Origin of the sequence: Citrobacter braakii (assembly GCF_009648935.1) — a bacterium.
GTDB classification, from domain to species: Bacteria; Pseudomonadota; Gammaproteobacteria; order Enterobacterales; family Enterobacteriaceae; genus Citrobacter; species Citrobacter braakii.
On sequence record NZ_CP045771.1, the window covers coordinates 570,312 to 596,791 of the forward strand.

General features: G+C 56.2%; 24 protein-coding genes and 1 pseudogene. 15 read left to right on the forward strand and 10 right to left on the reverse strand.

What is annotated here, in order from left to right:
- The 7 genes from phnJ (at position 1) to phnP (ending at position 5,228) form a co-directional block, all read left to right on the forward strand.
- Positions 1-792 (forward strand): alpha-D-ribose 1-methylphosphonate 5-phosphate C-P-lyase PhnJ, encoded by a 792-nt coding sequence (phnJ, locus tag GFC06_RS02610; protein WP_049259807.1) that lies wholly within the window; start codon positions 1-3, stop codon positions 790-792.
- Positions 789-1,547: a phosphonate C-P lyase system protein PhnK gene (gene phnK, locus GFC06_RS02615; protein WP_003844769.1), complete on the forward strand. Its 759-nt coding sequence runs from the start codon at positions 789-791 to the stop codon at positions 1,545-1,547. The genes phnJ and phnK overlap by 4 nt, the downstream gene beginning before the upstream one ends.
- 116 nt (positions 1,548-1,663) lie before the next feature.
- Positions 1,664-2,350 (forward strand): phosphonate C-P lyase system protein PhnL, encoded by a 687-nt coding sequence (gene phnL / locus GFC06_RS02620; protein WP_153689810.1) that lies wholly within the window; start codon positions 1,664-1,666, stop codon positions 2,348-2,350.
- Positions 2,347-3,483, forward strand: a complete 1,137-nt coding sequence (phnM, locus tag GFC06_RS02625; protein WP_016155393.1) for an alpha-D-ribose 1-methylphosphonate 5-triphosphate diphosphatase — start codon at positions 2,347-2,349, stop codon at positions 3,481-3,483. The genes phnL and phnM overlap by 4 nt, the downstream gene beginning before the upstream one ends.
- A gap of 2 nt (positions 3,484-3,485) precedes the next feature.
- The gene (gene phnN, locus GFC06_RS02630) at positions 3,486-4,040 is read left to right on the forward strand and encodes a ribose 1,5-bisphosphokinase (protein ID WP_016155392.1); all 555 of its coding nucleotides are present in this window, start codon (positions 3,486-3,488) and stop codon (positions 4,038-4,040) included.
- Entirely contained in the window at positions 4,027-4,461 is a 435-nt protein-coding gene (gene phnO, locus GFC06_RS02635) for an aminoalkylphosphonate N-acetyltransferase (protein ID WP_046274567.1), read from the forward strand. The genes phnN and phnO overlap by 14 nt, the downstream gene beginning before the upstream one ends.
- Before the next feature lie 8 nt (positions 4,462-4,469).
- The gene (gene phnP, locus GFC06_RS02640) at positions 4,470-5,228 is read left to right on the forward strand and encodes a phosphonate metabolism protein PhnP (RefSeq protein ID WP_153689811.1); all 759 of its coding nucleotides are present in this window, start codon (positions 4,470-4,472) and stop codon (positions 5,226-5,228) included.
- 69 nt (positions 5,229-5,297) lie between these two features.
- On the opposite strand, the gene yjdP is transcribed toward phnP, so the two are convergent.
- Both yjdP and GFC06_RS02650 read right to left on the reverse strand, forming a co-directional pair.
- Positions 5,298-5,606: a DDRRRQL repeat protein YjdP gene (gene yjdP / locus GFC06_RS02645; RefSeq protein WP_153689812.1), complete on the reverse strand. Its 309-nt coding sequence runs from the start codon at positions 5,604-5,606 to the stop codon at positions 5,298-5,300.
- Between the two features lie 69 nt (positions 5,607-5,675).
- Complete coding sequence (locus tag GFC06_RS02650) at positions 5,676-7,940, reverse strand: hybrid sensor histidine kinase/response regulator (RefSeq protein WP_103928837.1); 2,265 nt, start codon at positions 7,938-7,940, stop codon at positions 5,676-5,678.
- Between the two features lie 114 nt (positions 7,941-8,054).
- On the opposite strand from GFC06_RS02650, the gene GFC06_RS02655 reads away from it, so the two are divergent.
- The 6 genes from GFC06_RS02655 (at position 8,055) to GFC06_RS02680 (ending at position 14,217) form a co-directional block, all read left to right on the forward strand.
- Complete coding sequence (locus tag GFC06_RS02655; protein WP_016155468.1) at positions 8,055-9,578, forward strand: sugar ABC transporter ATP-binding protein; 1,524 nt, start codon at positions 8,055-8,057, stop codon at positions 9,576-9,578.
- Complete coding sequence (locus GFC06_RS02660) at positions 9,571-10,566, forward strand: ABC transporter permease subunit (protein ID WP_016155386.1); 996 nt, start codon at positions 9,571-9,573, stop codon at positions 10,564-10,566. The genes GFC06_RS02655 and GFC06_RS02660 overlap by 8 nt, the downstream gene beginning before the upstream one ends.
- A 29-nt stretch (positions 10,567-10,595) precedes the next feature.
- A complete protein-coding gene (locus tag GFC06_RS02665) occupies positions 10,596-11,537 on the forward strand; it encodes an ABC transporter substrate-binding protein (RefSeq protein ID WP_019077849.1) in 942 nt (313 codons plus the stop codon).
- A gap of 120 nt (positions 11,538-11,657) precedes the next feature.
- Positions 11,658-12,341: a D-lyxose/D-mannose isomerase gene (locus GFC06_RS02670; RefSeq protein ID WP_016155461.1), complete on the forward strand. Its 684-nt coding sequence runs from the start codon at positions 11,658-11,660 to the stop codon at positions 12,339-12,341.
- A 14-nt stretch (positions 12,342-12,355) separates the two neighbouring features.
- A complete protein-coding gene (locus GFC06_RS02675) occupies positions 12,356-13,216 on the forward strand; it encodes a ketose 1,6-bisphosphate aldolase (protein WP_016155383.1) in 861 nt (286 codons plus the stop codon).
- Positions 13,213-14,217, forward strand: coding sequence for a carbohydrate kinase family protein (locus tag GFC06_RS02680; RefSeq protein ID WP_153689813.1), 1,005 nt, complete (start codon positions 13,213-13,215; stop codon positions 14,215-14,217). The genes GFC06_RS02675 and GFC06_RS02680 overlap by 4 nt, the downstream gene beginning before the upstream one ends.
- Before the next feature lie 14 nt (positions 14,218-14,231).
- Here the strand turns inward: GFC06_RS02680 and GFC06_RS02685 are convergent, their stop codons facing one another.
- On the reverse strand, positions 14,232-14,963 hold the full coding sequence (locus GFC06_RS02685) for a response regulator (RefSeq protein WP_019077857.1): 732 nt from the start codon (positions 14,961-14,963) through the stop codon (positions 14,232-14,234).
- A 288-nt stretch (positions 14,964-15,251) separates the two neighbouring features.
- On the opposite strand from GFC06_RS02685, the gene fdhF reads away from it, so the two are divergent.
- Both fdhF and yjcO read left to right on the forward strand, forming a co-directional pair.
- Positions 15,252-17,399 carry a formate dehydrogenase subunit alpha gene (gene fdhF / locus GFC06_RS02690; RefSeq protein ID WP_153689814.1) on the forward strand — a complete coding sequence of 716 codons (2,148 nt, stop codon included), beginning with the start codon at positions 15,252-15,254 and terminating at the stop codon, positions 17,397-17,399.
- A 103-nt stretch (positions 17,400-17,502) separates the two neighbouring features.
- Positions 17,503-18,192, forward strand: coding sequence for a Sel1 family TPR-like repeat protein YjcO (yjcO, locus tag GFC06_RS02695; RefSeq protein ID WP_016155379.1), 690 nt, complete (start codon positions 17,503-17,505; stop codon positions 18,190-18,192).
- A 50-nt stretch (positions 18,193-18,242) separates the two neighbouring features.
- Here the strand turns inward: yjcO and gltP are convergent, their stop codons facing one another.
- The 7 genes and pseudogenes from gltP to nrfA form a co-directional block, all read right to left on the reverse strand.
- Positions 18,243-19,556, reverse strand: a complete 1,314-nt coding sequence (gene gltP / locus GFC06_RS02700) for a glutamate/aspartate:proton symporter GltP (protein WP_016155378.1) — start codon at positions 19,554-19,556, stop codon at positions 18,243-18,245.
- A 344-nt stretch (positions 19,557-19,900) separates the two neighbouring features.
- Positions 19,901-20,521 carry a heme lyase NrfEFG subunit NrfG gene (nrfG, locus tag GFC06_RS02705; RefSeq protein WP_047357723.1) on the reverse strand — a complete coding sequence of 207 codons (621 nt, stop codon included), beginning with the start codon at positions 20,519-20,521 and terminating at the stop codon, positions 19,901-19,903.
- A pseudogene (gene nrfF, locus GFC06_RS02715) lies at positions 20,518-22,729 on the reverse strand (heme lyase NrfEFG subunit NrfF). Before nrfF ends, nrfG begins: the two are co-directional and overlap by 4 nt.
- 8 nt (positions 22,730-22,737) lie before the next feature.
- Positions 22,738-23,694 carry a cytochrome c nitrite reductase subunit NrfD gene (gene nrfD, locus GFC06_RS02720; RefSeq protein WP_153689817.1) on the reverse strand — a complete coding sequence of 319 codons (957 nt, stop codon included), beginning with the start codon at positions 23,692-23,694 and terminating at the stop codon, positions 22,738-22,740.
- Positions 23,691-24,362, reverse strand: a complete 672-nt coding sequence (nrfC, locus tag GFC06_RS02725; RefSeq protein ID WP_103767227.1) for a cytochrome c nitrite reductase Fe-S protein — start codon at positions 24,360-24,362, stop codon at positions 23,691-23,693. Before nrfC ends, nrfD begins: the two co-directional genes overlap by 4 nt.
- Positions 24,359-24,925 (reverse strand): cytochrome c nitrite reductase pentaheme subunit, encoded by a 567-nt coding sequence (gene nrfB, locus GFC06_RS02730; protein WP_005132587.1) that lies wholly within the window; start codon positions 24,923-24,925, stop codon positions 24,359-24,361. Before nrfB ends, nrfC begins: the two co-directional genes overlap by 4 nt.
- Positions 24,926-24,969: 44 nt before the next feature.
- On the reverse strand, positions 24,970-26,406 hold the full coding sequence (gene nrfA / locus GFC06_RS02735; protein ID WP_016155372.1) for an ammonia-forming nitrite reductase cytochrome c552 subunit: 1,437 nt from the start codon (positions 26,404-26,406) through the stop codon (positions 24,970-24,972).
- Positions 26,407-26,480 lie beyond the last annotated feature (74 nt).

A 26,480-nucleotide genomic window follows, 5' to 3' on the forward strand; every position in this document is an offset into this window, starting at 1 on the left:
ATGATCCGCCGCGCAATTCTGAAAGCAGTGGCGATCCCCGGTTACCAGGTACCGTTTGGCGGACGTGAAATGCCGATGCCCTACGGTTGGGGAACCGGCGGTATTCAGCTCACCGCCAGCGTGATTGGCGAGCCGGACGTGCTGAAGGTAATTGACCAGGGCGCAGATGACACCACTAACGCCGTGTCGATTCGCAACTTCTTCAAACGCGTAACCGGGGTGAACACCACCGAGCGCACGGAAGACGCGACGCTGATCCAGACCCGCCACCGCATCCCGGAAACGCCGCTGGTGGAAGACCAGATCATTATCTTCCAGGTCCCGATCCCCGAGCCGTTGCGCTTTATCGAGCCGCGCGAAACGGAAACCCGCACCATGCACGCGCTGGAAGAGTACGGCATCATGCAGGTGAAACTGTATGAAGATATCGCCCGCTTCGGCCATATCGCCACCACTTACGCCTATCCGGTGAAGGTTAACGACCGCTACGTCATGGACCCGTCGCCAATTCCAAAATTCGACAATCCGAAGATGGACATGATGCCGGCCCTGCAACTGTTTGGCGCAGGCCGCGAAAAACGCATCTATGCCGTTCCACCTTACACCCGCGTGGAAAGCCTCGATTTCGACGATCACCCGTTTACCGTGCAGAGCTGGGATGAGCCTTGCGCCATCTGTGGCTCAACCCACAGCTATCTCGATGAAGTGGTGCTCGATGACACCGGCAAACGCATGTTTGTCTGCTCCGACACCGACTACTGCCGCCAACAGAGTGAGGCCCTCAGCAAATGACGCAACCGCTGCTTTCAGTCAACAACCTGACCCATCTCTACGCGCCGGGCAAGGGCTTCAGCGATGTCTCTTTTGACCTGTGGCCTGGCGAAGTGCTGGGTATCGTCGGCGAGTCCGGTTCCGGCAAAACCACGCTGCTGAAATCGATCTCTTCACGGCTGACGCCGCAGAGCGGTGAGATTTTGTATCAGAACCGTTCGCTGTACGGCATGAACGAGGCCGACCGTCGCCGTCTGCTGCGCACCGAATGGGGCGTGGTGCATCAGCATCCGCTGGATGGCCTGCGCCGTCAGGTCTCCGCTGGCGGCAATATCGGCGAACGCCTGATGGCCACCGGGGCGCGCCACTACGGCGACATCCGTGCCACCGCGCAGCGTTGGCTGGAGGAAGTGGAGATCCCGGCCTCGCGTATCGACGACCTGCCAACCACCTTTTCCGGCGGCATGCAGCAGCGACTGCAGATCGCCCGCAACCTCGTCACCCATCCCAAACTGGTGTTTATGGACGAGCCCACCGGCGGTCTGGACGTTTCCGTACAGGCCAAACTGCTGGACCTGCTGCGCGGCCTGGTGGTGGAACTGGATCTGGCAGTGGTTATTGTCACCCACGATCTGGGCGTAGCGCGCCTGCTGGCCGACCGTTTGCTGGTGATGAAGCAGGGTCAGGTGGTGGAAAGTGGGTTAACCGACCGCGTACTCGACGATCCGCATCATCCGTATACCCAGTTGCTGGTGTCATCTGTTTTGCAAAACTGATTTTGTCTTGCCGGGTGGCGCTTCGCGACCCGGCCTACGGATCGGCATCGGTTGTAGGCCTGATAAGCGAAGCGCCATCAGGCAATCGAACGCAAAAATGCTTAAAGAGGCTAAAAATGAACGCGATTCGCGTTGAAAACGTCAGTAAAACCTTTGTACTGCATCAGCAAAACGGCGTGCGTCTGCCGGTGCTGCAAGACGCCACGCTGGAAGTTAAAAACGGCGAATGCGTGGTGCTGCACGGTCACTCTGGCAGCGGCAAATCCACGTTGCTGCGTTCGCTGTACGCCAACTACCTGCCGGATGAAGGACACATCCACATCCGCCACAGCGGCGAATGGGTCGATCTGGTGCAGGCTCCGGCGCGTAAAGTGCTGGAAGTTCGCCGTTCAACCATCGGCTGGGTCAGCCAGTTCTTGCGCGTGATCCCAAGGATTTCTGCGCTGGATGTGGTGATGCAGCCGCAGCTGGATCTCGGCGTGTCACGCGAGGAGTGCGCAGCCAAAGCGGCTAACCTGCTTACCCGCCTGAACGTGCCGGATCGTCTGTGGCATCTGGCGCCGTCGACGTTTTCCGGGGGCGAACAGCAGCGCGTCAATATCGCCCGAGGGTTTATCGTCGATTACCCGATTCTACTCCTCGATGAGCCCACCGCCTCGCTGGACGCCAAAAACAGCGCCGCCGTCGTCGCATTGATTGAAGAAGCGAAAGCCCGCGGCGCGGCAATTGTCGGCATTTTTCACGATCAAACCGTGCGCGACCGCGTCGCGGATCGCCTGCACCTGATGGGAACAACAGCATGATTATCAATAATGTAAAGCTGGTGCTGGAAGATGAAGTGGTGCAAGGATCGCTGGAAATTGAGGGCGGAACGATCCGCGCCTTTGCCGAAAGTCAGAGCCAACTGGCCCAAGCGATGGACGGAGAAGGCGGCTGGCTGCTGCCAGGGCTTATCGAGCTGCATACCGACAATCTCGACAAGTTTTTCACCCCGCGCCCGAAGGTTGACTGGCCCGCCCACTCGGCGATGAGCAGCCACGACGCGCTGATGGTCGCCAGCGGCATTACCACCGTGCTGGACGCGGTGGCAATTGGCGATGTGCGCGACGGTGGCGACCGTCTGGAAAATCTGGAGAAGATGATCAACGCGGTGGAAGAGACGCAAAAGCGCGGGGTCAATCGCGCCGAGCACCGCCTGCATTTGCGCTGCGAGCTGCCGCATCACACCACCCTACCGCTGTTTGAAAAACTGGTCAGTCGTGAGCCGGTGACGCTGGTATCGCTGATGGACCACTCCCCCGGCCAGCGTCAGTTTGCCAATCGCGAGAAGTACCGCGAGTACTATCAGGGCAAGTATTCACTTACCGACGAGCAAATGGCCCGCTACGAAGAAGAACAGTTAGCTCTGGCTGCTCGTTGGTCGCAACCCAACCGCACAGCGATTGCTCAGATGTGTCGTGAGCGCCAGATAGCGCTGGCGAGCCATGACGATGCCACCTGCGATCATGTGCTGGAATCGCATCAACTTGGCAGCGTGATCGCCGAATTTCCTACTACCTTTGCCGCCGCAGAGGCCTCGCGCCAGCATGGTATGAACGTACTGATGGGCGCGCCCAACATCGTGCGCGGCGGTTCTCACTCCGGCAACGTGGCGGCGCATAAGCTGGCTGAGCTGGGGCTGCTGGATATTCTCTCCTCCGACTACTACCCCGCCAGCCTGCTCGATGCGGCATTTCGCGTGGCAGACGATGACGCCAACCGCTTTACGCTGCCGCAGGCCATTCGTCTGGTGACCCGCAATCCGGCGCGGGCATTAAATCTCGACGATCGTGGCGTTGTAGCCGAAGGTAAACGCGCGGATCTGGTGCTGGCGCATCGCAAAGGCGATCACATCCATATCGACCACGTCTGGCGTCAGGGCAAAAGGGTATTCTGACTATGGGGAAACTGATCTGGCTGATGGGGCCGTCCGGCTCCGGTAAGGACAGTCTACTGGCAGAACTTCGCCAGCAGGAACCTGCGCAACTGCTGGTGGCGCACCGTTACATCACCCGCGCCGCCAACGCAGGGAATGAAAACCATATTGCCCTCAGCGAACCAGAGTTTTTTACCCGCGCCGGGCAGAACCTGCTGGCGCTGAGCTGGCATGCCAACGGCTTCTATTACGGCGTCGGCGTAGAGATTGACCTCTGGCTGCACGCCGGTTTTGATGTGGTGGTCAATGGCTCGCGCGCGCATCTGCCCCAGGCGCAGGCCCGTTATGGTGCTTCTTTACTTCCCATTTGCTTACAGGTTTCCCCGGCCATTCTACGCCAGCGCCTGCAGGCACGTGGGCGGGAGAGCGAAACGGAAATCGCTGCCCGCCTTGAACGCGCGGCACGCTACACGCCGTATGACTGCCACGTCCTGAACAATGATGGAAGTTTGCTACAGTCTGTCGATACACTGCTCACCCTGATGGGACGCAAGGAGAAGAAACATGTCTGTCTGTGAATTACGCCGCGCCACGCTATACGATACCGATGCGGTTTACGCGCTTATCTGTGAGTTGAAACAGGGCCAATTCGACCTGCAGGCCTTTAGCGCCGGCTACGCCGCAAATCTGCAAGATCCCAATATGCACTACCAGCTGGCGCTGCTCGACGGACAGGTCGTCGGCTTGATCGGTCTGCACCTGCAGTTTCATCTGCACCACGCCAACTGGATTGGCGAGATCCAAGAACTGGTGGTGATGCCACAGGCACGAGGACTAAAAGTGGGTAGTCAGTTACTGGCCTGGGCCGAAGCCACCGCGCGCGAAGCGGGCGCAGAAATAACCGAGCTTTCGACAAGTACCCAACGCCTTGACGCGCACCGCTTTTACCAGCGCGAAGGCTATACCATGAGCCATTTTCGCTTCACCAAACCGTTGTAGGGGGAGCCATGAGTCTGACCATTACGCTGACGGGAACCGGCGGCGCGCAACTGGTGCCGGCATTTGGCTGTGACTGTGCGGCCTGCCAACGAGCACGCTTACAGACGCAATACCGTCGACGCCCTTGTAGCGGGGTGGTCAAATTTAACAATGCGGTGACGCTGCTGGACGCGGGGATCCCGCATCTGATGGACGACTGGCCAGCAGGCAGCTTCCAGCAGTTTCTGCTCACCCACTACCATATGGATCACGTGCAGGGGCTGTTTCCGCTGCGCTGGGGCGTGGGGGCGACTATCCCGGTGTACGGTCCGCCGGATGAACAGGGATGCGACGATCTATTTAAGCACCCTGGCATCCTCGATTTTAGCCATACCGTCGCGCCATTCGTGGTGTTTAACCTGCAAGGGTTGCAGGTGACGCCACTCCCGCTCAACCATTCAAAGCTGACGTTTGGCTATATGCTGGAGACCGCGCACAGCCGCGTGGCGTGGCTCTCCGATACCGCCGGACTTCCCGACAAGACGCTGAAGTTTCTCCACAATAACCAGCCTCAGGTGATTATCATCGACTGCAGCCACGCCCCGCGCGCCGAGCCGCCACGCAATCACAGCGATGTAAATACCGTTATCGCCTTGAACGAGGTTATCCGCTGCCCACGGGTGATCCTGACGCATATCAGTCATCAGTTTGATTTGTGGATGATGGAGAATCCGCTACCGACAGGGCTCGAAGCCGGGTATGACGGAATGGAGATTGTGCTGAGGTAGGTTTACATCGCACTAAAACACTTGTTAACAGGTCTCTGCTCCCTATAACCTTGCCGGCGAAAGATTGCGCTAACGATCGTAATCTTCTTCCATTCTGCGCTCTTCGTCTTCTAACTGACGCCGTTCCTGATCGAGCTGGCGCTGGCGGTCATCCAGTTGGCGGCGGCGATTATCATACTGCCTGCGACGATCGTCACTCATCTGTCGCTGCCAGCTTTCATCACGAGAGTCGTCATAATCCCGCCCGCTGTCCGGTTTGTAGGCATCGTTAATCGCCTGCTGAATATTGCCGATGGCGTCATCGATAATATCGGCCTGCGCCGATACGGTGGTCATCATCAGCAGAGTGAAAAGTAAGAATGTCGCGGAGCGTTGCATAAAACCAGCCTCATCAAGAAACTCGCCCCACGGTAATCAAAGCGTATTTGCGCGGGTAGCGGAGGAATCTCAATTACGCGAATGCCGCAGCGCCTGCGCCAGTTCTCCCCGAGTGAAGGGCTTACGCAATAACGCCACATCTGGCAGCGCCGGATTATGCGCCGGACGTAAATCCTGGCCGCTAATCAGCAGGATGTTCAGTTGTGGATAATGTGCCAGCGCATGATTAATCACATCCACACCGCTTAAACCGCCGGGCAGCATTAAGTCGCTGATAAAAATATCAATCTCGGATGAAGCCGCCAGCATATGCATAGCCTGTTCGCCGTTGGCGGCCTCTAACGTCAGGTAGCCCAGCAGGTGTAATTGCTCACATAACGTCTGGCGCACATCGGCTTCATCTTCGAGAACCAGCACCAGTTTTTCACCGCGAGTCGGGGTGTGCTGTGCGATTGTCTCCACCGGTGTCTGCACCGGCACAACCGCGCGAGGAAGCTGCAATCTGACCGTCGTTCCCTGCCCAGGGGCGCTTTCAATCTCCACGCGGCCACCGGACTGGCGCACAAAACCGTAGACCATAGACAGCCCCAGCCCGCTGCCGCTGCCGGTCTGTTTGGTGGTGAAAAACGGCTCGAAGACCTGAGCTTTCACCTCCTGCGACATCCCGCTTCCCTGGTCGGCAACTTCCAGCATCACCATATCCTGCTTACGCCCATCGCTGCGCGTGACCCGCTGATTCCAGGTACGGATTTTAATCGTGCCCGCCTGCCCGTCCATGGCGTCACGGGCATTCATCACCAGATTGATAATGGCGTTTTCCAGTTGGCTGACATCAATCCACGCGGGCCAGGCGGGAGACTGGGCTTCAATCTCCAGCGTCAACGTAGCCGGAAGAGAGTGGCGCATCAGTTCGCCCAAATTTTCCAGCAGCGTTTTCAGCTCCACCGCATGGGGATGCAACGACTGTTTGCGCGAAAAGGCCAGCAGCCGCTGGGTAAGGAGCGCCCCGCGCTCGGCGGCTTTTAGCGCCCGATTGACCCGTGGCGCGTCAGGAGAGTCTGGGTTCACCAGATCCAGGCTGCCAATAATGACTGCCAGCAGGTTATTGAAATCGTGCGCTAATCCGCCTGTCAGTTGCCCTACCGCCTTCAGTTTCTGACTGTGCAACAGCGCTTCCTCCAGCCCCTGGCGCTCGGTGCGGTCGATTTCCATCTGGCTGGTTTTTTCTTTAAGCAGTCGGGTGGTGTGCTCCAGCGATGCCGTATTACGGGCGAAGACGCTAAAGGCGCGGGCCAGTTCGCCCAGCTCATCGCGCCGCTGTAGGGCCGGGACGCTAACGTCCGATTCACCGTGCGCCAGCCGGGTCATCGCCCGCGAAATGGCCGTCAGGTTAGAACCGAGGTTACGGTAGATATACCAGCCGGCAAAACCGGTGATCACCACCGCCAACAGCGCAAACACCAAAATAAACAACGCGCCGGATTGCAGTTCCTGATGGCTTTGCGCCACCCGCTGTTCGGAGATCAGCGCCACCTGCGAAGCATACCGGTTGATATCGCTGTTGAGGATCGCCACCAGCGCTTTGATATGAAACATATACCAGTTGATCGCCAAATCACTCTGCTCAAGCGCAGAAGAAAGCGGCTCCAGCTTATGCAACTCCAGGTTGAAGTCGGTGAGGATGTTGGTAATCAGCGGATTGCTATTTTGCACAGGCAGCGCGGGCATCACGCCGTCCAGTTGTTTCACCACCGAACGCGGCGTGGGTGTTTCAATGGCGGCAACAATTAAGCGGTCTATCTGCCCCAGCAGCACGTCATCCTGCGCGCCGGTCAGCTTTTGCAGATGACGTAAATAACTTTGATTCTGATACAGCGAACTGAGCAGGGCGTTACGTTCCAGATGTCGCCGTTGCCCGCGCTGCAGCATACCTTCCACGCTGCTTTGTAGCTCCTGGCTGCGCTGGATAATACGCTCGACCAGCGCCGGCTCCTGCTGCGCCAACGGCGCGGTGGCCAGCTGTTCCAGCGAATGCTTCAGCGCCCGTTGCGTCTCCTGCAGCCGCTCCGCTTCACCTTTGTATTCCAGCGCGCCGACCACCTGCGACAGCCGCACCGCCGCCGTCGCCACGTTCGCCGTATCCCGGGCCAGGTTCATGCTGCCGGTCATGTCGTCAACGGTTTGCTGCTGCACCTGTTCCTGGATTTGACTGGCATGCTGAAACCCCAGCACCGCCACACCGCTTACCATCAGCGTGACCGTCACCACCAGCAGATTGAAGAACAGCAATCGTCCGCGCGCACTGGCGAAAAAGTGACGTCCTGGTTGCGGCATATCACGCTCCGTGAAGAAAAATCGCAATATGACAAATATGAACGGCTTCTGACATTTTGCATTTACATTCCTGTGATGGACTGCTGATATCGGCCACCCCACAGGAGATCCGCTATGAGCAGGACACCGGTTCTGGAGATGCGCAACATTGCCAAAGCGTTTGGTAAATTTTACGCGCTGAAAGGGGTCGATTTAACGGTCTGGCCGGGTGAGATTCATGCCCTGATGGGTGAGAACGGCGCGGGGAAAAGCACCCTGATGAAGATCCTTGCGGGCGCGTATACGGCCACCAGCGGTGAGATCCTGATCGACGGTCAGCCGTTTCACATTCGCGGGCCAAAAGACGCGCTCAGCGCAGGCATCACGCTGATTTACCAGGAGATGCAGCTCGCGCCGAACCTGACGGTGGCGGAAAATATCTTTCTTGGCAGCGAGCTGTCGCGCGGCGGTCTGGTCCAGCGTAAAGAGATGGTGATGCAGTCGCAGAAAGTCATCGACCGACTCGGCGCCCAGTTTAAGGCCAGCGATCGCGTGATGACGTTGACCATCGCCGAACAGCAGCAGGTGGAAATCGCCCGCGCCCTGCACCGTAACAGCCGCATTCTGGTGATGGATGAACCCACTGCCGCCCTCTCCTCACGTGAAACCCACCGCTTGTTTGAACTGATCATGCGCCTGCGCGATGAGGGGATGGCGATTATCTACATTAGCCACCGCATGGCGGAGGTGTATGAACTCTCGGACCGCGTCAGCGTCCTGCGCGACGGGCAATATGTTGGCAGCCTGACCCGCGACAAACTCAACGCCTCTGAGCTGGTGCGCATGATGGTGGGCCGACCGTTAAGCGATTTGTTCAACAAAGAGCGCGATATTCCCTTAGGTAAAGCGCGCCTCAACGTCCACCACCTGACCGACGGCCATAAAGTCCAGCCGTGCAGTTTGCTGGTGCGCTCCGGGGAGATCGTCGGACTTGCCGGGTTAGTCGGCGCCGGGCGTTCTGAACTGGCTCAACTGATTTTTGGCGTGCGTAAAGCCATCGGCGGCATGATTGAAGTAGACGGTGAACCGGTGGTGATCCACTCCCCTCGCGAGGCGATTGACCACGGCATTGGCTTTCTGACGGAAAACCGCAAAGAGCAGGGATTGTTTTTAGAGCTGGCGGCAGCAGAGAACATCACCATGGCGACGCTGGAACGTGACGCCAACTGGGGCATGCTCGATCGCAAAAAGGCGCAGGCTATTTCCGATGACGCCATCCAATTGCTCAACATCCGCGTTCCGCACGCCCAGGTACGCGCGGGCGGGCTGTCCGGTGGTAATCAGCAAAAGCTGCTGATTTCACGCTGGGTCGCGATCGGCCCACGCATTTTGATCCTCGATGAACCCACGCGCGGCGTGGATGTTGGCGCCAAAAGCGAGATCTACCGGATCATGAACGACATGGCGCGCAAAGGCGTGGCGATCCTGATGATCTCCAGCGAATTGCCGGAAGTTGTCGGTATGAGCGATCGCGTGTACGTCATGCGGGAAGGCAGCATTGCCGGTGAGCTGAACGGGCAAAGTATTACCCAAGAAAATATTATGACGCTGGCAACCGGCGTGAACGACTCCCATCATCAGGCGGTGTCCCATGAATAATCCAACCACTCCCCAGCAGGTGGCGAAATCCGCCTCCGCGAAAAAATTGCTGATGAGCGATCTGATGCAAACGGTCGGCATCTTGCCGATTCTCATCCTGATAGTGGCGGTGTTTGGCTTTATCGCGCCAAACTTTTTTACCGAAAGCAACCTGCTGAATATTACCCGCCAGGCGTCGATCAACATCGTGCTGGCGGCTGGCATGACCTTCATTATTTTGACCGGCGGGATCGACCTCTCGGTTGGCTCGATTCTCGGCACCACCGCCGTCGCGGCTATGGTCGTTTCGCTGATCCCTGAATTTGCCATGCTGTCGATTCCGGCGGCGCTGATGCTCGGTCTGGTGCTGGGGTTGTTTAACGGCGCGCTGGTTGCTTTTGCCGGACTGCCACCGTTTATCGTCACGCTTGGAACGTATACGGCGCTGCGCGGCGCGGCCTATCTGCTGGCCGACGGCACGACGGTGATCAATTCCAATATCAGCTTTGAGTGGATCGGTAACAACTATCTTGGTCCGGTTCCGTGGCTAGTGGTCATTGCGCTGGCGGTGGTGGTGATGTGCTGGTTCATTCTTAGGCGCACCACACTCGGCGTTCATATTTATGCGGTCGGCGGCAATATGCAGGCCGCTCGTTTAACCGGTATCAAAGTGTGGCTGGTGCTGCTGTTCGTCTACGGCATGAGCGGTGTGCTCTCAGGTCTTGGCGGGGTGATGAGCGCCTCGCGGCTATACAGCGCCAACGGCAACTTAGGCATGGGTTACGAGCTGGACGCCATCGCGGCGGTGATCCTCGGCGGTACCAGCTTTGTTGGGGGGATCGGCACCATCACCGGCACGCTGGTAGGGGCGTTGATTATCGCCACGCTCAATAACGGCATGACGCTGATGGGCGTCTCCTATTTCTGGCAACTGGTGATCAAAGGGGCGGTGATCATCATAGCGGTACTGATCGACAAATACCGTACCCGACACCATCAAAGTGCATAACAACAACATCTTACTTCGAGGAATACAGCATGAGATTGAAGCCCTTAGTCACCGCGCTCTGTGCTGGCGCACTGCTTGCTGCAGCTCCGTTTGTGCAGGCAAAAGAACTGAAATCGATCGGCGTTACGGTGGGCGATCTGGCCAACCCGTTCTTCGTGCAGATCACCAAAGGCGCGGAGCTGGAAGCACGCAAACTGGCGGGTGATAGCGTTAAAGTGACGCTGGTTTCCAGCGGCTACGATCTGGGACAACAGGTGTCGCAAATCGACAACTTTATTGCCGCCAAGGTCGACATGATTATTCTTAACGCCGCCGACTCCAAAGGCATCGGCCCAGCGGTAAAACGCGCGAAAGACGCAGGGATTGTGGTGGTTGCCGTTGACGTAGCAGCGGAAGGCGCAGATGCGACCATTACCTCCGATAACACCCAGGCGGGTGAAATGGCCTGTAAATACATTACCGACCGTCTGAAAGGGAAAGGCAACGTCGTCATTATCAACGGGCCGCCGGTTTCCGCCGTCCAGAACCGCGTGGAAGGCTGCCAGACCGAGTTTAAACGCCACCCGGATATCAAGGTGCTGTCGTATAACCAAAACGCTAAAGGCAGTCGCGAAGGCGGACTAGAGATCATGACCGCGCTGCTGGCGGCGAATCCGAAGATCGACGGCGTATTCGCCATTAACGATCCTACGGCGATCGGTGCCGATCTGGCGGCAAAACAAGCACAACGTAGCGAATTCTTTATTGTCGGCGTAGACGGATCACCAGACGCTGAAGAAGCGTTGAAGCGGGAAAACTCACTATTTGTGGCGACGCCTGCACAAGATCCGCAGGTGATGGCTGCCAAAGCGGTCGAAATCGGCTATGACATATTGCAGGGGAAACCTGCCCCGAAAGAGCCCGTACTGATCCCGGTGACGATGATCGATAAAAACAACGTCGGCAGCTATAAGGGTTGGACGGTGAAATAACCCGCCACAACAACGCCGGATGGCGGCAAAAATGCCTTATCCGACCTACAAGATCGGTATGATTTTGTAGACCGGATAAGCGCAGCGCCATCCGACATGATATTAAGGAGGATTCTGCCGATGAAACGTTCCGCTATCAACGAGATACTGGGCCACACGCGCCAGTTTTTCTCTCTGCACGACGTGCATCTCCCCCCTTTCGCCAGTTTCCCGCCGACCCAATGGCGCAAGCTTGATCCCGCCGCCTGGAGAGAAGTTTTCGACCTTAAGCTCGGTTGGGATGTCACCGCGTTTGGCGGCAACAATTTCGCCGCGCAAGGGTTAACGCTGTTTACCCTGCGTAATGGCTCGCCGAAAGGAATGCCTTACGAGAAATGCTACGCCGAGAAAATCATGCATGTTCGCGATGCGCAGGTCACGCCGATGCATTTTCACTGGCGTAAACGCGAAGACATTATCAATCGCGGCGGCGGTAATTTAATTGTGGAACTGTGGAATGCGGGGCTCCGAGAACAAACGGAGGACAGCGACGTGAGCGTGGTGATTGACGGCTGTCGGCAAACCCATGCGGCAGGCAGTCAACTGCGCCTGACGCCGGGTGAAAGCATCTGCCTGCCGCCGGGCCTGTATCACAGCTTCTGGGCGGAAGAAGGTTTTGGCGACGTGCTGGTCGGCGAGGTTTCTTCTGTTAATGACGACGACCACGATAACCACTTTCTGCAACCGATCGCCCGCTATAACGACATTGAAGAAGACGAACCGGCGCAGCTGGTGCTGTGTAATGAGTATCGCCTGTTCCGCTAACCAAGGAGCGCATTATGCCGTTGATATCTCTCGCCGATGGCCTTGCCCATGCCCGCGAGCACCGCTATGCCTTAGGGGCGTTTAACGTTCTGGACTCACACTTCCTGCGCGCGCTGTTTGCCGCGGCAAAGCAGGAACGTTCGCCGTTTATCATCAACATCGCCGAGGTGCATTTTAAATATATCTCGTTGGATTCTCTGGTCGAAGCGGTCAAGTTCGAAGCCGCGCGGCATGACATTCCGGTAGTGCTGAACCTTGACCACGGCCTGCACTTTGAGTCGGTGGTTCGGGCACTTCGCTTAGGTTTCAGTTCAGTGATGTTTGATGGCTCCACGCTGGAGTATGAAGAAAATATTCGTCAAACCCGCGAAGTGGTGAAGATGTGTCACGCCGTCGGCGTATCGGTGGAAGCCGAACTGGGCGCGGTGGGAGGCGATGAGGGCGGCGCGTTGTATGGTCATGCCGACGAGTCGCTATTTACCGACCCGATGATGGCGCGTGATTTCGTCGACAGAACCGGGATTGACGCGCTGGCGGTCGCCATTGGTAATGCACACGGCAAATATAAAGGCGAACCGGTGCTCGACTTTCCACGTCTGGACGCCCTTCGCCAGCAGGCGGCGATCCCACTGGTACTGCACGGCGGTTCCGGCATCAGCAACGACGATTTCAAGCGCGCAATTGAACTCGGCATTCACAAAATCAACTTCTATACCGGCATGTCGCAGGCGGCGCTGTCAGCGGTAGAGACAAGAATAGCGAATCGTCAGCCCCTGTACGACGAATTCGCCGAACTGCTGCTCGCCATTGAAGAGGCCATTACCGATACCGTTTCAGAACAGATGCGTATTTTTGGCAGCGCGGGACGGGTCTGATGGAACGCAGAGGCGTTATCGCCGCAGGCAACATGCTGGTCGATCATGTGCATCAAATTGTGCAGTGGCCGGAACGCGGCTGGCTGGCGGAAATCATCCGTAGCGAACGCGCGACGGGCGGTGCGCCGCTGAACGTACTGCTGACGCTGGCGAAAATGCACACCGGACTGCCACTGCAGGCAGTGGGGTTAATCGGTCAGGATAGCGACGGCGACTACATCATGGCGATGCTGGAGCAGTATCATGTTAATCACCAACATGTGCAGCGCACGACTTTCGCCCCCACGTCGATGTCACAGGTGATGACCGATCCCAGCGGTCAGCGCACCTTTTTCCACTCGCCCGGCGCCAACCGGCTGCTGGATCTGCCCGCTTTTGAGCAACTGGATACCTCGATGAAAATCTTCCATCTTGGCTATCTGCTGCTGCTCGACAGTCTGGACATGCCGGATGAGGAGTACGGCACGCGTAGCGCACGGCTGCTGGCGCAAATGCGCGACAACGGCTTTGAAACATCACTGGATCTGGTTTCACGCAAGGGCGACCCGCGCTATCAGCCGTTGGTGATGCCAGCCCTGCGCCATCTCGACTATCTGGTAATTAACGAGCTGGAAGCCGGGGAATTCAGCGGGCTGGAGATCCGCCAGCCCAACGGGGAGCTGCATATTGCGCACATCGCCACCGCTGCGCGCGAACTGCTGAATGCGGGCGTTCGCCAGCGGGTGGTTATCCACTGTCCGGAAGGTGCCTGGGGTGAAGCGCCGGATCTGCCGGGCGTCTGGATCCCGTCACAATATCTGGCGCAGGAGGAGATCGTTGGCAGCGTCGGGGCGGGAGATGCGTTTTGCGCCGGATTTTTGTATGGCTGTCATGAACGCTGGTCGCTGACGGACAGCGTCAGGCTGGCACACGCCTGCGCACGGGCCAGTTTGCTGTGCGCCAACGCGATAGACGGCGCGAAAACGTTGGCAGAGTTAAAAGCCGATATAGCGTCCTTGTAAGCCGGATAAGACGTTTACGCCGCCTTATCATGATGCTGAACGTCGGCGGCAAACACATAGCCCAGCCCGCGCAGGGTTTTGATCAGCATCGGCTGATGCGGGTTGTTCTCTATTTTTCGCCGTAACCGCATGATTAGCACGTCAATGGTGCGGTCAAACACCTCAACGCTGTCGCTCCGCGTCAGTTCCAGCAGCTGTTCTCGGCTAAGTACCCGGCGGGCGTTTTGGGCCAGCGCCAGCAGCAGGCTGTATTCCCCCTGCGTCAACTCCACCTTCAGTTGCTGAGGATTATGTAACTGGCAACCAGCGGTATCGAGATGCCAACCGTTAAAAGAAAGCCCCGTGGTTTGCGGGCTGCCGCTTTCTGCCGTTAACACGCCGACGCGTCTGAGTACCGCCTTTACCCGCGCCACCAGCACCCGCGCATTGAACGGTTTACCGATGTAGTCGTCAGCGCCCATTTCCAACCCGACAACCACATCCGACTCGCTGCCAAGCCCGGTCAGCATCACCACCGGTAATCCGGGTCTCATCTTTTGCACCTGCTGCAGCACCATCAGACCGTTAATATCAGGCAACATCATGTCCAGCAATACCAGAGCGATTTCCGGCTGAGTCTCAATGCAGCGCAGCGCCTCCTGCCCGGTGTGACATGCGGTCACTGCAAAGACGTGTTCGCTCAGCACATCCTGTAAAAGCGTGCAGACAGCGATGTCATCATCCACAACCAGTATGGCTGGCTTCATTGTTTTTCCCCATTTCTGGCCAACTTAAATGAGTGTGATTGATTCTGCACAGAGTGACAGCGATAAGGCACAAGGATGTGTGGGAAACATAACCTCGGTCACACTGCCGGGCCGTCACGTATTGGAGATTCGTCACGTCAAATATGACGACAGCCTGTTTTTCGTCAGGGTTTTGCGCAAAATTCGCCCGTAATATCGACTAATGCCCCTGATAAAAACATGGCATAAAAGATGCATAACTCAAGCGACAAGCGCGTATGCGTGATTTGATTAACTGGAGCGAGACCGATGAAAAAAGTCGTCACGGTTTGCCCATATTGCGCATCAGGTTGCAAAATCAACCTGGTGGTCGATAACGGCAAAATCGTCCGGGCTGAAGCGGCGCAGGGGAAAACCAATCAGGGTACCTTGTGTCTGAAGGGCTACTATGGCTGGGATTTTATCAATGATACCCAGATCCTGACCCCTCGTCTGAAAACCCCAATGATCCGTCGCCAGCGTGGCGGCAAACTGGAATCCGTTTCCTGGGATGAAGCGCTTGATTACGTCGCCACTCGTCTGAGCGCCATCAAAGCGAAGTATGGCCCGGACGCTATTCAGACGACCGGTTCATCTCGCGGTACGGGTAACGAAACCAACTATGTAATGCAAAAATTCGCGCGCGCCGTTATTGGTACCAATAACGTTGACTGCTGCGCTCGCGTCTGACACGGCCCTTCGGTTGCAGGTCTGCACCAATCGGTCGGTAACGGCGCAATGAGTAATGCTATCAATGAAATTGATAACACAGATTTAGTGTTCATCTTCGGGTACAACCCGGCGGATTCCCACCCGATCGTGGCGAATCACGTGATTAATGCTAAACGTAACGGGGCGAAAATTATCGTCTGCGATCCGCGCAAAATTGAAACCGCGCGTATTGCCGATATGCACATCGCGTTGAAAAACGGCTCGAACATCGCGCTGCTCAACGCTATGGGTCATGTCATCATCGAAGAAAAACTGTACGACCAGGCGTTCGTCGCCTCTCGTACCGAAGGATTCGAAGAGTACAGCAAGATTGTCGAAGGCTACACGCCGGAGTCCGTCGAAGATATCACTGGCGTTAGCGCACAGGATATTCGTCAGGCTGCTCGTATGTACGCCACGGCAAAAAGCGCGGCCATCCTGTGGGGCATGGGTGTTACCCAGTTCTATCAGGGTGTGGAAACCGTGCGTTCACTGACCAGCCTCGCAATGCTGACCGGCAACCTCGGTAAGCCAAGCGTGGGCGTTAACCCGGTTCGTGGCCAGAACAACGTTCAGGGCGCATGCGACATGGGCGCGCTACCGGATACCTATCCGGGCTATCAGTATGTGAAAGATCCGGCTAACCGCGAGAAGTTCGCTAAAGCCTGGGGCGTGGAAAGTCTGCCTGCACATACCGGCTATCGTATCAGTGAACTGCCGCACCGTGCGGCGCATGGCGAAGTCCGCGCGGCATACATTATGGGTGAAGATCCATTACAGACCGATGCTGAACTCTCCGCAGTGCGCAAAGGCTTTGAGGATCTGGAACTGGTCATCGTGCAGGATATCTTCATGACCAAAACTGCCGCTGCCGCAGACGTTATTTTACCGTCTACGTCATGGGGCGAGCATGAAGGCGTCTTCTCCGCGGCTGACCGTGGCTTCCAGCGCTTCTTTAAAGCCGTTGAGCCGAAGTGGGATCTGAAAACGGACTGGCAGATTATCAGTGAAATCGCGACCCGTATGGGCTACCCGATGCACTACAACAACACCCAGGAAATCTGGGATGAGTTGCGTCATCTGTGCCCGGATTTCTACGGTGCCACTTACGAGAAAATGGGCGAACTGGGCTATATCCAGTGGCCTTGCCGCGACACCTCAGAAGCCGACCAGGGTACGTCTTATCTCTTCAAAGAGAAGTTCGATACCCCGAACGGTCTGGCGCAGTTCTTTACCTGCGACTGGGTAGCGCCAATCGACAAACTCACTGAGGAGTACCCGATGGTGCTGTCTACGGTGCGTGAAGTCGGCCACTACTCTTGCCGTTCGATGACCGGTAACTGTGCGGCGCTGGCCGCGCTGGCGGATGAACCGGGCTATGCCCAGATCAACACCGCCGACGCAGAACGCCTGGGCATCCAGGATGAAGAGCTGGTGTGGGTTAACTCGCGTAAAGGCCGGGTCATTACCCGTGCAGCAGTCAGCGATCGTCCAAACAAAGGCGCGATTTACATGACCTACCAGTGGTGGATTGGCGCATGTAATGAGCTGGTAACCGAGAACTTAAGCCCGATTACCAAAACGCCGGAGTACAAGTACTGTGCCGTTAACGTTGAACGCATTGCCGATCAGCGCGCTGCCGAGCAGTATGTCATTGATGAGTACACCAAGCTGAAAGCCAGCCTGCGCGAAAGCGCGATGGGTTAGTCCGTTTACGTAACTGTTCTGCAACAGCCTCCGCCCGGAGGCTGTTTTTTTATCCATACGATCTCTTTATACTGTTCATTCCGTACCCTAAATAAAACTCAAAATGAAACAACTCATTGCATTGATGTTCTTTATGACATTCTTTGCCCATGCCAGTGATACTGAGCCAGGAAGCCAGTATTTGCAGGCCGCTGAGGCAGGGGATCGTCGCGCACAGTACTTTCTTGCCGATACCTGGTTCAGTTCGGGCGATTTGAGCAAAGCCGAGTATTGGGCGCAAAAAGCCGCCGACAACGGCGATGCCGACGCCTGTGCGCTACTGGCGCAAATCAAAATTACGAATCCGGTCAGTCTGGATTACCCCCAGGCTAAAACGCTGGCGGAAAAAGCAGCCAAAGCAGGCAGTAAAGCGGGAGAACTTACCCTGGCGCGGATTCTGGTCAACACCCAGGCTGGACGTACCGATTACCCTAAAGCCATTACCTTGCTGCAAAACGCCTCCGAAGACCTGGAAAATGACTCCGCCGTCGACGCGCAAATGCTGCTCGGCCTGATTTACGCCAACGGCGTGGGCATTCCCGCTGACGATGAGAAAGCGACGTGGTATTTCAAACGAAGCTCAGCCATTTCCCGTACCGGTTATTCCGAATACTGGGCAGGGATGATGTTCTTAAACGGTGAACAGGGTTTTATTGTGAAGAATAAACAGAAGGCGCTGCACTGGCTGAATCTGAGCTGTATGGAAGGATTCGATACCGGCTGCGAAGAATTTGATAAGTTAACAAATGGGTAATGATTTGCATTGCCGGATGGCGCTACGCTTATCCGGCAAGCTGTCATGAATTACTGATTAGCGGTCTTATCAAATCTACCCAGTACGTCGCGCTCATAGGCCAGCGCTTTCTTGCGGTCAAATTTGTGTTCCCACTTGGCGATAACCAGTACCGCCAGCGCATTACCCACCACGTTCAGCGCGGTACGCGCCATGTCGAGGATACGGTCAACACCGGCGATAAACGCCAGGCCTTCCAGTGGGATCCCCACGCTGCCCAGCGTAGCCAGCAGCACCACGAATGATACGCCCGGCACACCCGCAATCCCTTTTGAGGTCACCATCAGCGTCAGCACCAGCACGATTTCCTGCCACAGCGACAGGTCGATACCATACAGCTGCGCGATAAAGATAGCGGCGATACTCTGGTACAGAGTTGAACCATCAAGGTTGAATGAGTAGCCGGTCGGCACCACAAAGCTGGTGATTGAAGCTGGCGCGCCATAGGCTTCCATCTTCTCAATAATGCGCGGCAGTACGCTCTCGGAGCTGGCGGTAGAGTAAGCCAGAATCAGCTCGTCTTTCAGAATGCGGATCAGGATCCAGATGCTCAGACCGCAGATGCGCGCCACGATCCCCAGCACCACCAGCGCGAAGAACAGAATGGCGAAATGCACCAACAGCACCAGCTTCGCCAGCGGCCACAAGGAGGCAAAACCGAAGTTCGCGACGGTAACGGCAATCAGCGCGAAAACGCCGACTGGCGCGTAACGCATAACCATGTGAGTGACTTTAAACATGGTTTCGGAAATAGAGCGAAATACGGTAACCAACGGCTCGCGGTGAGTTGCCGGCAGGGAAGACAGACCTAAACCGAACAGCACCGAGAAGAAGATAATCGGCAGCATATCGCCTTTTGCCATCGATGCGACGATGTTGGTTGGCACCAGTGACAAAATAGTCCCCATCAGGCCATGTGCGTGGCTCTGTACTTCTGCGGTCGTGCTTTGATATTTCGAAATATCCACGGTCGCCAGTTGCGACATATCCACCCCGGTACCTGGCTGGAACACATTCGCCAGCGTGATACCCAGGATAATCGCCACGGTGGTGATTACTTCGAAATAGATAATAGTTTTGGCGCCAATACGGCCCAGCTGTTTTGCATCACCGACCCCGGCGATACCGACAACCAGCGTAGAGATGACAATGGGCACCACGATCATTTTGATCAGATGGATAAAGATATCGCCCGCCGGTGACAGCAGGTTTACAACCAGCCATTCACGGCTGTCACTATGGTAATGCAGGTAACTCCCCAGCAGAATGCCCAGCACCATAGCGATCAGAATCTGCCATGCCAGGCTGACTTTCAAATTTTTCATAACAACGGACTTCCTCGATGGAGCGCTATTCCACATGCGGTGTGTGGTAATAGTACATACTGAAAGGGTATGAATTGTGTTGCGTTCGTTTATGGAGTTTTTTAACGCTTATTATCATTATCATTTGCGTACTGTCTCGCGCAACCCTCCAGGAACAGAGCCTTCAGCTGAATTTATGCATAAAAATGCAATTTTATCGGGGTATTGATGAATAACTTTTTGTTATAAAAGAATTTTAATATGTTCAAAAATGAAGAAGTCATGGCGTGAGTTTTTTTTGCTCATTTGTTCGTTCGCCTGTTTTTTAAACAGGCCAAATGATACCAATCACAAAAGAAACAAATTTATTTTTGCCGATTCTGCAACAACTTCGCCATATTAATAGAGTCAATGAGCTGTGCCCGGTTCACCCTCGGCGAGTTTAAATCCATAACTTTTTGCCACACTGAAATGGCCTGGGCGTAGTCTGCCTGCATAAACGCATCTGAGGCTAACAGCATCAGCGCAGTGACCTCTGTCGGGTCCAGCGCCAGAGCCTTATCAATCATCTCGCGAGTGGGCGGTGTCATATGCTGCCCGGCCTGGTAATACAATACCGTTGCCAGCGCTGAATAGATCTCAGCATTTTCACCCCCTACACGCAGCGCCTGCTCGTAGGCCAGCAGCGCATTATGATACGCGTTTTGCCAAAGATAGTACTCACCGAGTTGCGCCCATTTCACACCGTCCTGTGGATTAGCACGAATTTGCGATTGCAGCAAAAGCAGCTGTTTTTCCTGAACATTTTCATCGGTGAACGCATGTAATGGGTCCGCCAACCGCGTCTGTTCCTGACGCACCGCCTGCCATTTTGGCGTCAACAGGTAACCTCCGATGCAGGCCACAACCATCAGCACCGTCGCAGCGGTCAGCCACTTCACGGGGAGTGGGCGTAACGGCGCAGGGGAATGGGTGGACTGGCTCATTGCACATCCTCCTCTACGCGCTGACGCCTTCTCACCTGCCAGACCACCACGCCCACCAGTAATAACAGCAGGCACGGCAACGCCCACAGCAGCAGCGTTTGCTCATTCAACGGCGGGTTGTAGCGCACAAAATCACCGTAGCGATCGGTCATCCACGTCGTTATCTCGGCTTCACTTTTCCCTTCCGCCACCATGCTATAAACCTGGTGGCGCATACTGACCGCTACCGGCGCATTAGATTCCAGCAAGTTTTGGTTTTGACACTGTGGACAGCGCAGTTGGCTGGCAATAGACAACGCTTTTTCCTGTTGTTGCGGGTTGGCAAAAGTCCATGTGTCCACAACCTGGGCATGTGTCGCGAAGGCGATGAAAAACAAAATGATAGCTAAGAGTAAACATGTTCTGCCGGATGGCGCTGCGCTTATCCGACCAACCGTTTTCACACCCCGTTCGCCGCCATCCGGCAACACCTTGATTAGTTTACGCATCGCGCTTTCTCCCTCGCCATCCGCTCAGCAGCGCACCAAAGACCATTAACAGTCCCCCGCCCCAAATCCAGCGCACGCCGGTCTGTACGTACAAGCGCATGGCATAACGGTCCGGTCCGGTTTTTTCGCCGATTACCGCATACCAGTCATGCATCAGATTCCAGCGGATCCCCGGCTCCATCATCTGTTGACGGCGCGCGGCATAGAAGCGTCTTTCAGGCTGCAGGCTGCCAATGCGTTTCTCATTTTGCCACAGCGTGATCTGCGCTTTTTCACTGGTGTAGTTACCTTTTGCTTCCAGGTCGAGACGCTCAAAACGAAAAATATAGCCCGCCAGTTCCACCTGCTGCCCGGGGCTCAGATTCAGGCTTATCTCCTGACGACTACCGCTGGAAAAGACGATCCCCGCCGCAAACACCAGCACCCCGGCATGCGCCAGCAGTGCCGGAAGCTGGCAACGCACAGGCACTTTGCGGCTTCTGATCGTCGCCAGCACGATAACCAGCAGCATCAGCAGGCCAAAGGGCAGCGTAGCACGGTTAAAGTACGGTGCGCCCACGGAGAGCCGCCCCCAGCCGAACAACCCGTAAATCATCGGGTAAAGGGTGCCAATCAGCACAATCAGCAGCACCGCGCAAAAAAGTAATAGCGCGACCAGAATCAGCATCTCGCGCGACCAGCCGCCAAAACGCGCATTCTGGCGGACCTGCTGTCCCCGCCAGGCATACAGCCCGAGCGATGCCAGGCTCAATACGGTAAACAGCGCAAACAGCGGTGTGGCGCGGACGTTATCCAGCGCAAAAGCGTGCACGGAAACGAGAATGCCGGAACGCACAATCAGCGTCCCCAGCAGCGATAAAATCAGCGTGACGATCGCCAGCAGCAGCGACCAGTGGCGGAAGATCCCACGTTGGCGCGTGATGAACAGACTATGCAGCAGCGCACTGGCGGAAAGCCAGGGTAATAAGGAGGCATTTTCTACCGGGTCCCAGAACCACCAGCCGCCCCAACCCAGCTCGCAGTAAGCCCACCAGGAGCCGAGGATAATCCCCAGCGTCAGCGCACACCAGCCAGGCAGCGCCCAGCGCCAGCACACCCCGGCGCTCTGCGCATTAAAGTCACCGCGCAGCAGCGAGGCCAGCGCCACACCTGCCGCCACCATCAAGCCACCGTAACCCAGGTACAGCAGCGGCGGATGGAGGATTAACCCGAGATGTTGCAGCATCGGGTTAAGGTCGCGCCCTTCAATGGCTGGCGGGAAGATACGCACGAACGGATCGGACCATACCACCACAAACAGCAGCAGCAGGGCCGTTATCAGTGCGAGGACGCTGAGCGTTAACGGAAACAGCAGGTCGGAATCACGCCGATAGCGCAAGGCAAACAGCGCGCTCCAGCCGGAAAGAAACAGCACCCACAGCAGCAGCGATCCTTCATGCCCGCCCCACACCGCCGCCAGTTTTAATCCCCACGGCAGCAGGCTGTAGCTATGCTGAGCAACGTAGACCACCGAAAAATCGCTGGTCAGAAAGCAGAATATCAGAATGGCAAAGGCCAGCAGCAGCAGCGTAAATTGCGTCCACATGCCCACGCTTGCCAGCCGCATTACGCCTTGCCAGCGCTGGCGGACACCCACCAACACGGCAAACGGGGTCAACACGTTGACCCCAAGGCTTAACAACAGTGCCAGAAAACCGGCTTCAGGAAGGAGAACGTCCAGATATCACCTTACGCAACGGTTAGCTGACCCGCATAGAGAATAAAAAAGCGCAGCAGCAGTACGCCGGTCAGGCTGGCGCCGCACACTGCCAGCACGCCATGAAACGTCGAACTGCGGTTGGCCCAAGGCTTTAGCAGCATCGGCAGTATCAACCCAAGCCCGGCCACGCCCAGCCAGAACCACCAGGTCCAGAATCCGCCGCCCAGTGCCGCCGCCAGCGCGCGCATTTTGCCGTCATCGCCCAGCGCCAGACCGACGAAAAACGCCGCCAGCAGGAAGATCTCCAGCCATACCACCGGGACTTCCATGCGATGCACAAAGTGCGCTTCGGTACTGTGCGGATTGCTACGATGACGTAACGCCATGGCGATCAGCGCCACCGCCGCGCCGGAGGAGATCCCGGAGAACAGGAACAGCACCGGCAGGATCGGGTTATTCAGGAACGGGTAGGATTTCAGCGCCGACAGCAGAAAACCGGTGTACGCCCCGAGCAGAACCGCCAGCACCAGCATTAACGTCTCCAGCGCGCGATGAAACGGCGCAATCAACGTCAGCATTTTCTGTACGATCCCTAATCGCGGCAGCCAGCGCTGCTGCAGAGCAATCACCTCTTTTTCAAAGATTTTTGCCAGCCACAGCACCAACACCATCATATACAACTGGAACAACATGACCCCCATCGACATCACCGAAGTGAAGCTGTAGTGGAACATCAGTTTCCAGAAGGTCCATGGACGCGTCAGGTGGAACACCAGAATCAGCAGACCGAAGATAATCGCCCCCGGCCCTAACACCAGCGTAGTGCGTAGCAGCGTGCTGTCAGAACCGCCCGCCTCCGGATGGAAACGACGCAGCAGAATCGCCAGCGTGACCAGTCCGGCGGAGATGCCAATCAGGAACAGATAAATGGCAATGGGCCAGTCCCACACCAGTGATTCAAAATGAAATGCAGAAGCGGATGTCATTGGCTCACCTCCCCAAATTTAAAGGGAACGCGGTAGACCTTCGGTTTTGTGCCCAACGCCAACTTGTAACGGTAGGTGGTTTTCTGCAGCAACAAACGGGAGATATCGCTGTTGGGATCGTCCAGATTACCAAACGTCAGCGCCTTCGTCGGACATGACTCAACGCAGGCGGGCTGCTTGCCCGCTTTCAGATTGGTTTTCCGACAGAAATCGCATTTATCCGCCGTTTTGCTAACCGGATGGATAAAGCGCACGCGATAAGGACACGCGGCGATACAGTACTGGCAGCCAACGCACAGGTCCGGGTTCACATCCACAATACCGCTGGCGGCATCGCGATACGATGCCCCCGTCGGGCAGACGTCAACGCAGGGGGCATGGTCGCAATGCTGGCACGAATGACGGAAAAAGTGATACTTCACATCAGGAAACGTCCCCTGCGGCTCGCTGCGAATAATCGTCAGACGCGATACCCCTTCCGGCACGTTGTTTACTTCCCGACAAGCATCCATGCAAGCCGTACAGCCGATGCATAGTGACTCATCATGTACCATACCGTAACGTACGCCGTTGATGTTCAGCGTCTTCGCCACAACGCGTCCCGCCGTCCCGCTCACTGCCACCAGCGCGCCGACGCGGGTGATAAACTGGCGACGAGAGCAACTCATGGATGCTCCTTAAGCAACGGAACCGACGCCGGGTTAAAGTTCGGATTGTTACGCTGATCGCTGTGGCAATCGACGCAAATCTTGATCCGTCCTTTATCACTTAGCGTCTGCATCGTGTCTTGCTTCGGATGCAGTGAGTGACAGCTGGCACACGCCACTTTGGTTACGTGGACATCGTGTGGCCAGAACGCTTTTTGTAGCTGCTCAGGCAGGTGGCAGGACATACAGACGCTGTTCTGCTGTTCAACGTTGTACATCGGCTCATTAAAGCGCATCACATCCTTCACCCCTTCACGGTGGTTCGGTGACGGCTGGCCGTGACAGTTGGTGCAGGTGACCGGCAGTTTGTTATTCGGGTTGATGACTTCTGCATGCTTACCATGCATGCCTTCGGTATCTGGCTTGTGACAATCCAGACAGGCGGCATCCGGATTACGCTGTTGGGTAACCGTCCAGCGTTGATCCGACTCCTGCGGCGTTGGCGTGGCAGTGATTCCACTCAGGCTCCAGAACAAGCCTGACGCCAGCACCCCAGCAGTTAATAACGAACGTAATACGCTCATATTCACTCCGTTGAGTTATCCGCCCCTGACGGGGCGAAATGGGGTTATTGGCTTAACAGACCGTTTTTACGCGCCTGATCTTCCCACTGCGGAATCACCGTTTTGATGAAGTCCTGCTTCTCAGCATTGATTTGCTGCATGTTCAGACCAATCGCCGCCTGGGCTTTCTCTTTGGTAGAGATATCCGGTAACGGGATTTCATGGGTGATGCCTTTGGTCGCCAGCAGACGGACCAGTTTGGTACGCGCATCGGCGGCTTTATCCATGGCGCTACCCAGCATCCGCAGACCCTCTTCCGGAGCGTGCATGTGAATACCGTGTGAGGCGATAGACAGGTCCCAGCGCCATTGTGCGTGACGGATATCTTCCAGAATCGGCTTCATTTCCGCTTCAGTCGCACCCGCATCCCATGCAGCTTTCGCTTCGAAGTGCGCATGAACCAGCTGATCTTCCACCTTGATTTTCAGGTCATGAATAGCCTGTTTACGCTCGGCGACCACTTTTTGCAGGGACGCTTTATCCTGGGTGTGGCAGTTCGCACAGGTCTGAGCAAAGTTATCGAACGGGTTACCAATCTTATGGTCGGTGTAGATCTTGCCTTCCGCGTTTTGCACTTTCGGCATGTGACAGTCGATACAGGTCACGTTGTTCTTGCCGTGAATGCCCGCGCTCCAGGTTTCATATTCCGGGTGCTGCGCTTTCAGCATCGGCGTTTTCGACAGGGAGTTGGTCCAGTCAGAGAAGGCGATGGTGTCGTAGTATTTCTCCATGTTCTCGACTTTCATGCCCTCGTCCCACGGGAACTTAACGGCTTTGTTTTTACCGTCGAAGTAGTATTCCACGTGGCACTGACCGCAGACCATGGATTGCTGATCAAAGCGACCGGCTTTCTCAAACGGTTTGCCGATTGCCTCCATCGCGCGTTCTGCATAAGGACGCGACAGCGTCAGCTCTGGCTTGCCTTTGGCGAAGTCTGGTGACGCAGTGTTATGGCAATCTGCACAGCCGAGATTGTTAACAATTTCTGGACCGCCGCGCGCCCATTTACCGTGGAAGTAGCCATCTTCACCATCTTTCTGGATCAGACGCGCTACGTCCGGGCTTTTACAGCTCCAGCAGGCCATCGGCAGCGGACCGTCTTCAGCCGTTTTTGGTGCGCCGGTACGTAAGGTTTCACGTACATCGGTCACGGCATAGGCGTGTCCACGCGGTTTGTTGTAATCGCGCGAGAATGGATATCCCGCCCACAGGATCACCAGACGCGGATCTTCTGCCAGCGCATCTTCACGGGCTGATTGCTCAGACGTGGCTTTCCAGGAGAGATATTGATCGGGATGCTGAGGAGCGAAGGTTTCATTCTTCGCTTCAACGGTGACGGTTTTTGCGGGTACAGGAGTTTGTTCAGCGTGAACAGCAGAAATAAATAATAAAGGTAATAACAGGCTGAAGAAACGGCGTACGCGTGATTTTATCCTTGCCATAGGGGTCTCATCCAGATGACGCCATTATCTGCAATGGCGGTTCTTTTATTGTTTTCCATAACAGCAACCACACG